Here is a 13,001-nt window from a genome sequence, read left to right as displayed (position 1 = left end):
TCCCCGTCTGACCAGACGGAGCGACCATGGGGCGGTACGACGCGTAACGCCACGCCTGACCCTGAAAGCAGGGGGTAACCGACCGGACGAGAACCGAGGAGCCCATGTCCGCCGAGAGCACACCGGAGCCCGGCATACCGGGTGAGGACGGCACCAACGGCCCGCGCCACCGCGCCAAGGGCCGCCGCCGCAAGCCCCGCGACAAGCGCCGCAAGGGCCTGCTGATCATGGCCTGGACGGCCGCCGGAATCGTCGTCCTGGGCGGCACCGGAGCCGGCTACCTGTACTTCAAGCTCAACGGCAACATCGACAGCGTCGACATTGACCAGGCCCTCGGCACCGACCGGCCCGAGAAGGTCGACAACGGCTCGGAGAACATCCTCGTCCTCGGCTCCGACACCCGCTCCGGCAGCAACAAGGAGCTCGGCGGCGGCACCGACGACGGCAGCGCCCGTTCGGACACCGCGATGGTCGTGCACGTCTACGAGGGCCACAAGAAGGCCAGCGTGGTCTCCATCCCGCGCGACACCCTCATCGACCGCCCCGAGTGCACCGACACCGACGGCAACACGCACGACGCCGCCGACGACGTGATGTTCAACTCGGCGTACACCACAGGCGGCGCCGCCTGTGCGGTCAAGACCGTCGAGTCGATCAGCGGTATCCGCATGGACCACTACCTGGAGGTCGACTTCAGCGGCTTCCAGAAGCTCGTGGACGAGCTCGGCGGCGTCGAGGTCACCACCACCGAGGACATCAGCGACTCCGACAGCCATCTGAACCTGAAGGCCGGCACCCACCAGCTGACCGGCGAGCAGGCCCTCGGCCTGGTCCGCACCCGGCACGGCGTCGGCGACGGCTCCGACCTCGGCCGCATCCAGCTCCAGCAGGCGTTCATCAAGGCGCTGATCAACCAGGTCAAGGACGTCGGCCTGTTCACCAGCCCGAAGAAGCTCTACGACCTGGCCGACACCGCGACCAAGACCATCACCACCGACTCCGACCTCGGCTCGGTGAACTCCCTCATGTCCTTCGCCAACGGCCTGAAGGGCATCGACGCCAAGAACATGAAGATGGTCACGATGCCGGTCCAGTACGACCCGGCCAACCCCAACCGCGTGATCGTCGCCGAGCAGCAGGCGGAGCAGGTCTGGAAGGCCCTGAAGAACGACGAGGCGATCCCGAAGTCGGCCACGAAGGACACGGCGACGGGCGAGGCGAAGGGCGTCGTGACCGCCGGGGAATAGTTCACCCCCACCCCCCGTTTTGGGGGATGGCCCCAGTCCTGGCAGACTGGTACGTCGGCCCCGGTTCACGCCCCCGCAGCCCGCGGACGGCGACCCGGTGCCCTCCCGAAACTAGGAGACACCTTGAAGCGCGACATCCACCCCGAGTACGTCGAGACGCAGGTCAGCTGCACCTGTGGCGCGTCGTTCACCACCCGTAGCACGATCTCCAGCGGCACCATCCGCGCCGAGGTCTGCTCCGAGTGCCACCCGTTCTACACGGGCAAGCAGAAGATCCTCGACACCGGTGGCCGTGTGGCCCGCTTCGAGGCCCGCTTCGGCAAGGCTGCCGGCTCCAAGAAGTAGCGAGCCCCATTTCGCCGGTCCACGGCCGCGCCCCCTACCCGGGCGTGTCCGGGACCGGCGTTTTTGGTCGCCCGCCACTTCCCTTCGTACGCATTTCAGGAGCCCCAAGATGTTCGAGGCCGTCGAGGAACTCGTCGCCGAGCACGCCGACCTGGAGAAGAAGCTCGCCGACCCGTCGGTCCACTCCGACCAGGCCAACGCGCGCAAGCTGAACAAGCGCTACGCCGAGCTCACCCCCATCGTCGCCACGTTCCGCTCCTGGAAGCAGACGGGCGAGGACATGGAGACCGCGCGCGAACTGGCCGCCGACGACCCGGACTTCGCCGCCGAGGTCAAGGAGCTGGACCGGCAGCGCGAGGAGCTGACCGAGAAGCTGCGGCTGCTGCTCGTCCCGCGCGACCCCAGCGACGACAAGGACGTCATCCTGGAGATCAAGGCGGGCGCCGGCGGTGACGAGTCCGCGCTGTTCGCCGGTGACCTGCTGCGCATGTATCTGCGCTACGCCGAGCGCGTCGGCTGGAAGACCGAGATCATCGACGCCACCGAGTCCGAGCTGGGCGGCTACAAGGACGTCCAGGTCGCCGTGAAGACCAAGGGCGGCCAGGGCGCCACCGAGCCCGGCCAGGGCGTGTGGGCGCGGCTGAAGTACGAGGGCGGCGTGCACCGCGTGCAGCGTGTGCCGGCCACCGAGTCCCAGGGCCGTATCCACACCTCGGCGGCCGGTGTGCTGGTCACGCCCGAGGCGGAGGAGGTCGACGTGGAGATCAACCCCAACGACCTCCGCATCGACGTCTACCGCTCCTCCGGCCCCGGTGGGCAGTCCGTCAACACGACGGACTCCGCCGTGCGCATTACGCACATCCCCACCGGAGTGGTCGCTTCCTGCCAGAACGAGAAGAGCCAGCTGCAGAACAAGGAGCAGGCCTTGCGTATCCTGCGCTCCAGGCTGCTCGCAGCGGCGCAGGAGGAAGCGGAGAGGGAGGCCGCCGACGCCCGCCGCAGCCAGGTCCGCACCGTCGACCGCTCCGAGAAGATCCGTACGTACAACTTCCCGGAGAATCGCATCTCGGACCACCGCGTCGGCTTCAAGGCGTACAACCTGGACCAGGTCCTGGACGGCGAACTCGACGCGGTGATCCAGGCCTGCGTCGACGCGGACTCGGCCGCCAAGCTCGCAGCCGCGTAAGGCACGGAGTACTGAGTACCGGAGGACGAGCGTGAACCTGCTGCTTGCGGAGGTGGCACAGGCCGCCCAGCGGCTGGCCGACGCCGGCGTGCCCTCGCCGCGCAACGACGCGGAGGAGCTCGCCGCGTTCGTGCACGGCGTGAAGCGGGGCGCCCTGCACTCCGTGAAGGACGCGGACTTCGACGCCCGGTACTGGGAGGTCGTCGCGCGCCGTGAGCAGCGCGAGCCGCTCCAGCACATCACCGGGCGCGCCTTCTTCCGGTACCTGGAGCTCCAGGTCGGGCCGGGCGTCTTCGTGCCCCGGCCCGAGACGGAGTCCGTGGTGGGCTGGGCGATAGACGCCGTACGCGCCATGGATGTCGTGGAGCCCTGCATCGTCGACCTGTGCACCGGCTCCGGCGCCATCGCGCTCGCCCTCGCCCAGGAGGTGCCGCGCTCGCGGGTGCACGCCGTGGAGCTGTCCGAGGACGCCCTGGCGTGGACCCGGAAGAACGTGGAGGGGTCCAGGGTCGACCTGCGTCAGGGCAACGCCCTCGATGCCTTCCCCGACCTCGACGGCCAGGTCGACCTGGTCATCTCCAACCCGCCGTACATCCCGCTGACGGAATGGGAGTACGTCGCTCCCGAGGCGCGGGACTACGATCCCGAACTCGCCCTGTTCTCGGGGGAGGACGGCCTCGACCTCATCCGCGGCATCGAACGCACCGCGCACCGCCTGCTGCGCCCCGGCGGTGTCGTCGTCATCGAGCACGCCGACACCCAGGGCGGCCAGGTGCCGTGGATCTTCACCGAGGAGCGGGGCTGGGCCGACGCGGCCGACCATCCCGACCTCAACAACCGCCCCCGGTTCGCCACGGCCCGCAAGGCCCTGCCGTGAGCACCGCCCAGACCTTTCAGATGTACGTGTACGAGGAGGCCCGCTAGACATGGCTCGGCGATACGACACCAACGACGCGACCGACCGCACGACCGGTCTGCGCGAGGCCGCGTCCGCCGTCCGCCGTGGCGAGCTCGTGGTGCTGCCGACGGACACGGTCTACGGCATCGGCGCCGACGCGTTCACCAAGGAGGCCGTCGGCGATCTGCTGGAGGCCAAGGGCCGTGGCCGCAACATGCCCACGCCCGTCCTCATCGGCTCCCCGAACACGCTGCACGGTCTGGTCACCGACTTCTCCGAGCTGGCCTGGGAGCTGGTCGACGCGTTCTGGCCGGGCGCGCTCACTCTCGTCGCCAAGCACCAGCCGTCCCTCCAGTGGGACCTGGGGGACACCCGGGGCACGGTTGCCGTGCGCATGCCGCTGCACCCGGTGGCGCTGGAGCTGCTGACCGAGGTCGGCCCGATGGCGGTCTCCTCGGCGAACCTGACCGGGCACCCGGCGCCGGAGGACTGCGACGCGGCCCAGGCCATGCTCGGCGACTCCGTCTCCGTCTACCTGGACGGCGGCCCGACCCCCGGCAACGTCCCGTCGTCGATCGTCGACGTGACCGGCGAGGTCCCCGTCCTGCTGCGCGAGGGCGCGATCTCGGCGGACGAGCTCCGCAAGGTCGTACCCGACCTTGAGGTGGCGAATTGACAGCCCCTGACGCGGGGCGTGGCATAGGCAACGGGGAAGAGACCACCACCTTCGGTTTCCCGAGGGACACCTTCCGCATCCTCCACGTCAGCACCGGCAACGTGTGCCGCTCGCCGATCACCGAGCGGTTGACGCGGCATTTCGTGATGCAGCGGCTCGGCATCCTGGGCGGCGCGCTGATCGTGGAGAGCGCGGGCACCTGGGGCCATGAGGGCGCGCCCATGGAGGCCAACGCGGAGACGGTCCTCGCCGACTTCGGCGCCGACGCCTCCGGTTTCGTCGGCCGTGAACTCCTCGACGAGCACGTCATCCGCGCCGACCTGGTCCTGACCGCGACCCGCGACCACCGCGCCCAGGTTGTCTCGATGGGCCACTCGGCAGGCCTGCGCACGTTCACGCTGAAGGAGTTCACCCGCCTGGTGAACGCCATCGACCCCGCCACCCTGCCTCCGCTGGAGGAAGGCGTGGTGGAACGCGCCCGCGCCCTGGTGCGCGCCGCGGCGGCTCTACGCGGGTGGCTACTGGCCCCGACGGCCGAGGCGGACGAGGTGTACGACCCGTACGGGGCGCCCCTGCCGTTCTTCCGGTCCATCGGGGACGAGATACACGAGGCGCTGGACCCGGTCGTCACAGCCCTCACCGGTGTACCCGCAAGGACCTGACAACCGAGCGCCCCAGGGATCCCGGGCCTACATTGGACGTACGTCACCGTCCACGGCCGGAGTCCACCATGTCGGTCAGCCCTGCCCTTGAGGCCGATGTAGATGTCCTGCGCCGGCAGGATCCCGAGCTCGCGGAGATCCTGCTCGGGGAACGGGAGCGGCAGGCGACCACGCTCCAGATGATTGCCGCCGAGAACTTCACCTCGCCGGCCGTGCTGGCCGCGCTCGGCTCACCGCTCGCCAACAAGTACGCCGAGGGCTACCCGGGAGCCCGGCACCACGGCGGCTGCGAGATCGTCGACGTCGCCGAGCGCATCGCCGTGGACCGGGCGAAGGCGCTGTTCGGCGCCGAGCACGCCAACGTACAGGCGCACTCGGGCTCGTCGGCCGTCCTCGCCGCCTACGCCGCCCTGCTGCGCCCGGGCGACACCGTCCTGGCGCTCGGCCTGCCCTACGGCGGTCATCTCACGCACGGCTCGCCCGCCAACTTCTCCGGCCGCTGGTTCGACTTCGTGCCGTACGGGGTGGACGCCGAGACCGGACTGATCGACTACGACCAGGTGCGCACGCTCGCCCGCAACCACCGGCCCAAGGCCGTCGTGTGCGGCTCCATCGCCTACCCCCGCCACATCGACTACGCCTTCTTCCGCGAGGTCGCCGACGAGGTGGGCGCATATCTCATCGCGGACGCCGCCCATCCCATCGGGCTGGTCGCCGGGGGAGCGGCGCCGAGTCCGGTGCCGTATGCCGACATCGTGTGCGCCACCACCCACAAGGTGCTGCGCGGGCCGCGCGGCGGGATGATCCTGTGCGGCTCCACGCTGGCGGAACGGGTGGACCGGGCGGTCTTCCCCTTCACCCAGGGCGGGGCGCAGATGCACACCATCGCCGCCAAGGCGGTCGCGTTCGGCGAGGCGGCAACACCGGCGTTCGCCGCGTACGCCCATCAGGTGGTCGCCAATGCGAGGGTTCTCGCGGCGGGGCTCGCCGCCGAGGGGCTGGTGGTGACCACGGGCGGCACGGACACGCATCTGATCACCGCCGATCCGGCACCGCTCTGTCTCGACGGCCGCAGTGCCCGAGGGCGGCTGGCCGCCGCCGGGATCGTCCTGGACTGCTGTGCCCTGCCGCACGGTGACGGCAGGGGCCTGCGCCTGGGCACGGCGGCGCTGACCACACAGGGCATGGGCGAGGAGGAGATGGCCAGGATCGCCGCCATGACGGCCGGAGTGCTCCGGGGCGAGGCCGAGACCCAGAAAACACGTGAAGAAGTGCGGGAGCTGGCCGGGGGATTTCCGCCGTATCCCGGCTGAGCGGGGGTAGCCGCACCCGAGTGCACAGGCACACGTGCAACCATCGTCGCTACCCGGAAGTCCCCAACCATATGCGTCCCTCGCTAGGGTGTGGGGCTGAGATGGCCAGCGAGACCTGTGGGGAAGCCCGTGCGTGAATACCTGCTGACGCTCTGCATCACGGCCGCGGTGACGTATCTGCTGACAGGGCCGGTGCGTAAGTTCGCGATCGTGGCCGGAGCGATGCCGGAGATCCGGGCGCGGGACGTGCACCGCGAACCGACTCCGCGGCTCGGCGGCATCGCGATGTTCTTCGGCCTGTGCGCGGGCCTGCTGGTCGCCGACCACCTGACGAACCTCAGCACCGTCTTCGAGAACTCCAACGAGCCGAGGGCGCTGCTCTCGGGTGCCGCGCTGATCTGGCTGATCGGTGTGCTGGACGACAAGTTCGAGATCGACGCCCTGATCAAGCTGGGCGGCCAGATGATCGCCGCCGGCGTCATGGTCATGCAGGGTCTGACGATCCTGTGGCTGCCCATCCCGGGCTTCGGCTCGGTCGCGCTGACCCAGTGGCAGGGCACCCTGCTGACCGTCGCGCTGGTCGTCATCACCATCAACGCCGTGAACTTCGTCGACGGCCTCGACGGCCTCGCGGCGGGCATGGTGTGCATCGCGTCGGCCGCGTTCTTCCTCTACGCCTACCGGGTCTGGGTCTCGTACGGCATCGAGGCCGCCGCCCCGGCCACGCTGTTCTCGGCGATCCTGATGGGCATGTGCCTGGGCTTCCTGCCGCACAACATGCACCCCGCGCGGATCTTCATGGGCGACTCCGGCTCGATGCTGATCGGCCTGGTGCTGGCCGCCGGCGCCATCTCCATCACCGGACAGGTCGACCCGGACGCGCTGAAGCTGTTCGCGGGCTCCGAGAAGGCGGCCGTGCACCAGACGGTCCCGGTCTACATCCCGCTGCTGCTGCCGCTGACGATCATCGCGATCCCGGCCGCGGACCTGGTGCTGGCGATCGTGCGGCGTACGTGGCGCGGTCAGTCGCCGTTCGCGGCGGACCGGGGTCATCTGCACCACCGGCTGCTGGAGATCGGCCACTCGCACAGCCGGGCCGTCCTGATCATGTACTTCTGGTCGGCGCTGATCGCGTTCGGCGCCCTGGCCTACTCGGTGAACTCGGCGTCCATGTGGATCGTGCTGGGCATCGTGATCCTCAGCGCCATCGGCCTCGTACTGCTCCTGCTGCCCCGCTTCACGCCGCGCGCCCCGATGTGGGCCCAGCGGATCGTGCCGCCGCGGTACCGCCGCCGTACGCCCGTGGTGGAACCGGCGGCCGGCACCCCGCAGACCCCCGAGGGGGAGGCGGTGCCCACGGCCGTCGGGGTGTCGGGCGTCAACGGCGCGACCGCCATCGGCGCCCGATCGCATCTCCTGGACAGGCGTAAGGCCGGAACGTCGCGCTGACGCGGCAAGGTAAGAATCTGACTAGAGCATTGCCAAATCGTGGGGGAACGAACCGGCCCTATATCAGACAAAAGGGCGCGGTTCCTGCACAGACGCGCGGGGTCACTCTCATGTGTGATGCCGAGCACACCTGGCAGGTAAAGACCTCATCAAATAGTTTGTGATACCGTTCACGAGAACCCCCGGATAGAGCCGAAGGACCTCACTGCGACGGTCCGTTGGCGTGAGGTTCTCTCTCAGCCCGGGACTACGCTCGTCCATGACGACACCCTGCCCCCTGCGAAAGCGGAGTTGCCGCCATGCCGTCCAATGACGCCCGGAACCTTCTGCAGTGCGCTGTGCCCACAGCGGCTGCCGGTCTGGTGACCGTTGCCGTCAGCGGTGCGGTCGCCGGAGGCAAGGGAGCCCTCGGGGCGACTGTCGGCACGGTGCTCGCCATTCTCTTCATGGGGATCGGTCTGTACGTCCTTCAGTGGACGGCAAAAACGCTCCCGCAGTTGTTTCAGGCCATGGGGCTGATGCTCTATGTCGCCCAGCTCCTGCTCCTCCTGATCTTTGTTGCCCTCTTCAAGGACACCTCTCTCTTCAACGCGAAGGCGTTTGCGGTTTCGCTCGTCGTCGCGACCGTCGTGTGGATGGCTGCGCAGGCTCGTGCGCATATGAAGGCCAAGATCTTCTACATCGACCCGGACTCCGAGAAGAGTGAGAAGCCCGAGAAGTCGGGGCCGCCGTCGTGAGGGGTAGGGGCGGGATAAAGGCCACGAGCAACTCCTGCTATCGTCCGGTGCCAACTGCGGCATCGCGGGCGCGGGCATCTGAGCTGACGCCTGCTCGATCGCGAGGCTGGATGCCCCAGAGCCGCCCCCACATCCGTAACACCAGTCCGGTGCCGACCCGCGGCTTTGTGCCGCGCCGACACAACGAGGTTGCCGTACCCATGCGTCACGCCGAAGGAGCCCGCGGTGAGTGCTGACCAGACCCAGCTCGCCTTTGACTGGAGCTGTCGGATCATGTCCGACAACGGGTGTGGTTTTCCGGCTCCGGGCCTGCACTCGTTCCTCTTCGAGCCGATCGCCACGGTTGGCGGGTTCGAGTTCAACAAGGTGATGCTGCTCGCGCTCATCACCACCCTTCTTGTCACCAGCCTCTTCTGGGCTGCGTTCGGCAAGGCCAAGGTGGTTCCGGGCAAGCTGCAGATGGTCGGCGAGGCCGGTTACGACTTCGTGCGCCGCGGCATCGTCTACGAGACCCTCGGCAAGAAGGAGGGCGAGAAGTACGTCCCCCTGATGGTCTCGCTGTTCTTCTTCATCTGGATCATGAACATCTGGTCCGTGATTCCGCTGGCACAGTTCCCGGTGTCGTCGATCATCGCGTACCCGATCGTCCTCGCGGCCGTCGTCTACATCGTGTGGATGTCGCTGACGTTCAAGAAGCACGGCTTCGTCGGCGGTCTCAAGAACCTCACCGGCTACGACAAGTCGCTCGGCGCGGTGCTGCCGCTCGTGGTCGTCATCGAGTTCTTCTCGAACGTCCTGGTCCGGCCGTTCACGCACGCGGTGCGACTCTTCGCGAACATGTTCGCCGGCCACCTGATGCTGGTCATGTTCACCGTCGCCTCCTGGTACCTGCTGAACAGCTGGATGATCCCGGCGGCCGGTGTCTCGTTCGTGATGACCATCATCATGATCCTCTTCGAGCTTTTCGTGCAGGCGGTCCAGGCGTACGTCTTCGTGCTCCTTGCCTGCTCGTACATCCAGGGCGCTCTCGCCGAGCACCACTGAGCACCGCCCGCCCGTAAACCCCCAAGTCGTCCGGTGGCCAACCCCCACCGGTCCGCAAAGAGAAGGAAGTTACAGCATGTCCGCTGTGCAGCTTGCCGCTGAGGTCTCCGGTTCCCTCGGTTCCATCGGCTACGGTCTCGCCGCCATCGGCCCCGGCGTCGGCGTCGGCATCATCTTCGGTAACGGCACGCAGGCCCTCGCCCGCCAGCCCGAGGCTGCCGGTCTGATCCGCGCCAACCAGATCCTGGGCTTCGCCTTCTGTGAGGCGCTCGCCCTCATCGGCATCGTTATGCCGTTCGTGTTCGGTAAGTGATCAACCCTTACTGACACGAATCGACGAAAGGCACTGATGTGATCGCCAACCTGGTACAGCTGGCGGCCGAGGAAGAGCAGAGCCCGCTCGTTCCTCCGGGCCCCGAGCTGCTCGTCGGCACCATCGCCTTCGCCATCGTGTTCTTCTTCTTCTGGAAGAAGCTGCTCCCGAACATCAACAAGGTTCTGGAGGAGCGCCGCGCGGCGATCGAAGGCGGTATCGAAGAGGCCGAGGCCATGAAGGTCGAGGCCCAGAGCGTCCTTGAGCAGTACAAGGCACAGCTCGCCGAGGCCCGGCACGAAGCCGCGCGTCTGCGCCAGGAGGCGCAGGAGCAGGGCGCCGCGCTCATCGCCGAGATGCGTGCGGAGGGCCAGCGCCAGCGCGAGGAGATCGTCGCCGCGGGTCACTCCCAGATCGAGGCCGACCGCAAGGCTGCTTCCTCCGCGCTGCGTCAGGACGTCGGCAAGCTCGCCACCGACCTGGCCGGCAAGCTCGTCGGCGAGTCCCTTGAGGACCACGCCCGGCAGAGCCGCGTCATCGACCGCTTCCTCGACGAGCTTGAGGAGAAGGCCGAGGCGGCTCGATGACGATGCACGGAGCGAGCCGCGAGGCCCTGGCAGCCGCACGAGAGCGTCTCGACGCGCTGACGGACAACACGTCCGTGGACGCGGCGCAGCTCGCCGACGAGCTGGCGGCCGTGACCGCGCTGCTCGACCGCGAGGTGTCGCTGCGTCGGGTCCTCACCGACCCGGCGCAGGCCGGTGAGGCCAAGGCCGAGCTGGCCCAGCGCCTGCTCGGTGGCCAGGTCGGCGGCGAGGCCGTGGACCTGCTGGCCGGCATGGTCCGCTCCCGCTGGTCGCAGTCGCGCGACCTGGTCGACGCCCTTGAGGAGCTGGCGAACACCGCCGACCTCACCGCCGCGCAGCGTGCGGGCACGCTCGACAACGTCGAGGACGAGCTGTTCCGGTTCGGCCGGATCGTCTCTTCGAACACCGAGCTGCGCGCCGCGCTGACCAACCGCTCGGCGCCCACCTCGGCCAAGGGCGAGCTGCTGCGCAGCCTGCTCGGCGGCCGGGCGGATGCGGCCACCGAGCGTCTGGTGACGCGCCTTGTGAACGCGCCGCGTGGACGTAGCCTGGAGTCGGGACTGGAGTCCCTGTCCAAGCTCGCCGCCGACCGCCGGGACCGCATGGTCGCCGTCGTCACCTCGGCGGTGCCGCTGAGTGACGGCCAGAAGCAGCGCCTCGGCGCCGCACTGGCGAAGCTCTACGGCCGTCAGATGCATCTCAACCTCGACGTCGACTCCACGGTCGTCGGCGGGATCCGGGTGCAGGTCGGTGACGAGGTCATCAACGGCTCCCTCGCCGACCGCATCGAGGAAGCCGGCCGCCGCCTGGCGGGCTGAGCAGTAACTCAATACGTAGTACGTACTTTCGACGGCCCTGGTTGGGCCGTACAGAAGAATCCTGGGGGTCGCCCCCAGACCCCCAAAGTGAAACTTCGGGCCCAACAAGGAGAGCAGGGAACCCAGATGGCGGAGCTCACGATCCGGCCGGAGGAGATCCGGGACGCGCTGGAGAACTTCGTCCAGTCGTACAAGCCGGACGCGGCCTCGCGCGAGGAGGTCGGTACGGTCACCCTTGCCGGCGACGGCATCGCGAAGGTCGAGGGTCTTCCCTCGGCCATGGCCAACGAACTGCTGAAGTTCGAGGACGGCACCCTCGGCCTCGCCCTCAACCTTGAGGAGCGCGAGATCGGTGCCATCGTCCTCGGTGAGTTCAGCGGCATCGAGGAGGGTCAGCCGGTCACCCGTACCGGTGAGGTCCTCTCCGTGGCCGTCGGCGAGGGCTACCTCGGCCGTGTCGTCGACCCGCTCGGCAACCCGATCGACGGCCTCGGCGAGATCGAGACGTCCGGTCGTCGTGCGCTGGAGCTGCAGGCCCCCACGGTCATGCAGCGCAAGTCGGTGCACGAGCCGATGGAGACCGGCTACAAGGCCGTCGACGCGATGACCCCGATCGGCCGTGGCCAGCGTCAGCTGGTCATCGGTGACCGCCAGACCGGCAAGACCGCCCTGGCCGTCGACACGATCATCAACCAGCGTGACAACTGGCGCACCGGCGACCCGAACAAGCAGGTCCGCTGCATCTACGTCGCCATCGGTCAGAAGGGCTCCACCATCGCGTCGGTTCGCCGCTCGCTGGAGGAGAACGGCGCGCTGGAGTACACGACCATCGTCGCCGCCCCGGCGTCCGACCCGGCCGGCTTCAAGTACCTGGCGCCGTACACCGGCTCGGCCATCGGCCAGCAGTGGATGTACGAGGGCAAGCACGTCCTGATCATCTTCGACGACCTGTCGAAGCAGGCCGACGCCTACCGCGCCGTGTCGCTGCTGCTGCGCCGCCCGCCGGGCCGTGAGGCCTACCCGGGTGACGTCTTCTACCTGCACTCCCGTCTGCTGGAGCGCTGCGCCAAGCTCTCCGACGACATGGGCGCCGGCTCGATGACCGGTCTGCCGATCGTCGAGACCAAGGCCAACGACGTGTCGGCGTTCATCCCGACCAACGTCATCTCCATCACCGACGGCCAGTGCTTCCTGGAGTCGGACCTGTTCAACGCCGGTCAGCGCCCCGCGCTGAACGTCGGTATCTCCGTCTCCCGAGTCGGTGGTTCCGCGCAGCACAAGGCGATGAAGCAGGTTTCCGGTCGTCTCCGCGTGGACCTCGCCCAGTTCCGTGAGCTGGAGGCCTTCGCCGCCTTCGGTTCCGACCTGGACGCCGCGTCGAAGGCGCAGCTGGAGCGCGGTCAGCGCATGGTCGAGCTGCTGAAGCAGGCTCAGTACCAGCCGATGTCCACCGAGGACCAGGTCGTCTCCGTCTGGGCCGGCACCACCGGCAAGATGGACGATGTCCCGGTCGCCGACATCCGTCGCTTCGAGAAGGAGCTCCTGGAGTACCTGCACCGCAAGGAGCAGGGCCTCATGACCTCCATCCGCGAGGGCGGCAAGCTGTCGGACGACACCCTCACCGCTGTTGCCGACGCGATCGCCGACTTCAAGAAGCAGTTCGAGACCTCGGACGGCAAGCTTCTCGGCGAGGACGCCCCGGCCGCCGCCGGCAAGTGACGACGGA

Annotated in this window: 14 protein-coding genes; all 14 read left to right on the top strand. The window is 68.4% G+C overall.

Translation table 11 applies throughout. The features are described from left to right. The first annotated feature begins 104 nt into the window (after positions 1-104). The 14 genes from AB0Q90_RS30795 to atpA all read left to right on the top strand — a co-directional run bounded on the left by AB0Q90_RS30795 (position 105) and on the right by atpA (position 12,994). Positions 105-1,247, top strand: a complete 1,143-nt coding sequence (locus AB0Q90_RS30795) for an LCP family protein (protein ID WP_363163251.1) — start codon at positions 105-107, stop codon at positions 1,245-1,247. A gap of 123 nt (positions 1,248-1,370) precedes the next feature. Continuing rightward, positions 1,371-1,592 (top strand): 50S ribosomal protein L31, encoded by a 222-nt coding sequence (rpmE, locus tag AB0Q90_RS30790; protein WP_093720256.1) that lies wholly within the window; start codon positions 1,371-1,373, stop codon positions 1,590-1,592. Positions 1,593-1,701: 109 nt separating this feature from the next. Further along, on the top strand, positions 1,702-2,778 hold the full coding sequence (prfA, locus tag AB0Q90_RS30785; protein ID WP_363163250.1) for a peptide chain release factor 1: 1,077 nt from the start codon (positions 1,702-1,704) through the stop codon (positions 2,776-2,778). A gap of 31 nt (positions 2,779-2,809) precedes the next feature. Next, positions 2,810-3,655 carry a peptide chain release factor N(5)-glutamine methyltransferase gene (gene prmC / locus AB0Q90_RS30780; RefSeq protein WP_363163249.1) on the top strand — a complete coding sequence of 282 codons (846 nt, stop codon included), beginning with the start codon at positions 2,810-2,812 and terminating at the stop codon, positions 3,653-3,655. 49 nt (positions 3,656-3,704) lie between these two features. Then, positions 3,705-4,352: an L-threonylcarbamoyladenylate synthase gene (locus tag AB0Q90_RS30775; RefSeq protein WP_363163248.1), complete on the top strand. Its 648-nt coding sequence runs from the start codon at positions 3,705-3,707 to the stop codon at positions 4,350-4,352. Further along, positions 4,349-5,014: a protein-tyrosine-phosphatase gene (locus AB0Q90_RS30770; protein ID WP_363163247.1), complete on the top strand. Its 666-nt coding sequence runs from the start codon at positions 4,349-4,351 to the stop codon at positions 5,012-5,014. The genes AB0Q90_RS30775 and AB0Q90_RS30770 overlap by 4 nt, the downstream gene beginning before the upstream one ends. Before the next feature lie 68 nt (positions 5,015-5,082). Continuing rightward, positions 5,083-6,327 carry a serine hydroxymethyltransferase gene (gene glyA, locus AB0Q90_RS30765; RefSeq protein ID WP_363163246.1) on the top strand — a complete coding sequence of 415 codons (1,245 nt, stop codon included), beginning with the start codon at positions 5,083-5,085 and terminating at the stop codon, positions 6,325-6,327. A 129-nt stretch (positions 6,328-6,456) separates the two neighbouring features. Next, positions 6,457-7,776: an MraY family glycosyltransferase gene (locus AB0Q90_RS30760; RefSeq protein WP_363163245.1), complete on the top strand. Its 1,320-nt coding sequence runs from the start codon at positions 6,457-6,459 to the stop codon at positions 7,774-7,776. A 299-nt stretch (positions 7,777-8,075) separates the two neighbouring features. Further along, the gene (locus AB0Q90_RS30755; protein WP_363163244.1) at positions 8,076-8,513 is read left to right on the top strand and encodes a hypothetical protein; all 438 of its coding nucleotides are present in this window, start codon (positions 8,076-8,078) and stop codon (positions 8,511-8,513) included. Positions 8,514-8,786: 273 nt separating this feature from the next. Continuing rightward, positions 8,787-9,557, top strand: a complete 771-nt coding sequence (gene atpB / locus AB0Q90_RS30750; RefSeq protein WP_363163317.1) for a F0F1 ATP synthase subunit A — start codon at positions 8,787-8,789, stop codon at positions 9,555-9,557. Positions 9,558-9,633: 76 nt separating this feature from the next. Next, positions 9,634-9,870, top strand: coding sequence for a F0F1 ATP synthase subunit C (locus AB0Q90_RS30745; protein ID WP_186284969.1), 237 nt, complete (start codon positions 9,634-9,636; stop codon positions 9,868-9,870). A gap of 38 nt (positions 9,871-9,908) precedes the next feature. Then, on the top strand, positions 9,909-10,457 hold the full coding sequence (locus AB0Q90_RS30740; protein WP_363163243.1) for a F0F1 ATP synthase subunit B: 549 nt from the start codon (positions 9,909-9,911) through the stop codon (positions 10,455-10,457). A 2-nt stretch (positions 10,458-10,459) separates the two neighbouring features. Continuing rightward, positions 10,460-11,275, top strand: a complete 816-nt coding sequence (locus tag AB0Q90_RS30735) for a F0F1 ATP synthase subunit delta (protein ID WP_363163316.1) — start codon at positions 10,460-10,462, stop codon at positions 11,273-11,275. 126 nt (positions 11,276-11,401) lie between these two features. Beyond that, the gene (gene atpA, locus AB0Q90_RS30730; RefSeq protein WP_363163241.1) at positions 11,402-12,994 is read left to right on the top strand and encodes a F0F1 ATP synthase subunit alpha; all 1,593 of its coding nucleotides are present in this window, start codon (positions 11,402-11,404) and stop codon (positions 12,992-12,994) included. Positions 12,995-13,001: the final 7 nt, after the last annotated feature.

The organism is Streptomyces sp. NPDC079141 (assembly GCF_040686775.1).
Taxonomy (GTDB): domain Bacteria; phylum Actinomycetota; class Actinomycetes; order Streptomycetales; family Streptomycetaceae; genus Streptomyces.
Note: the sequence above shows the minus strand (reverse complement) of the source record. Positions and strands in the feature narration are given on the sequence as shown.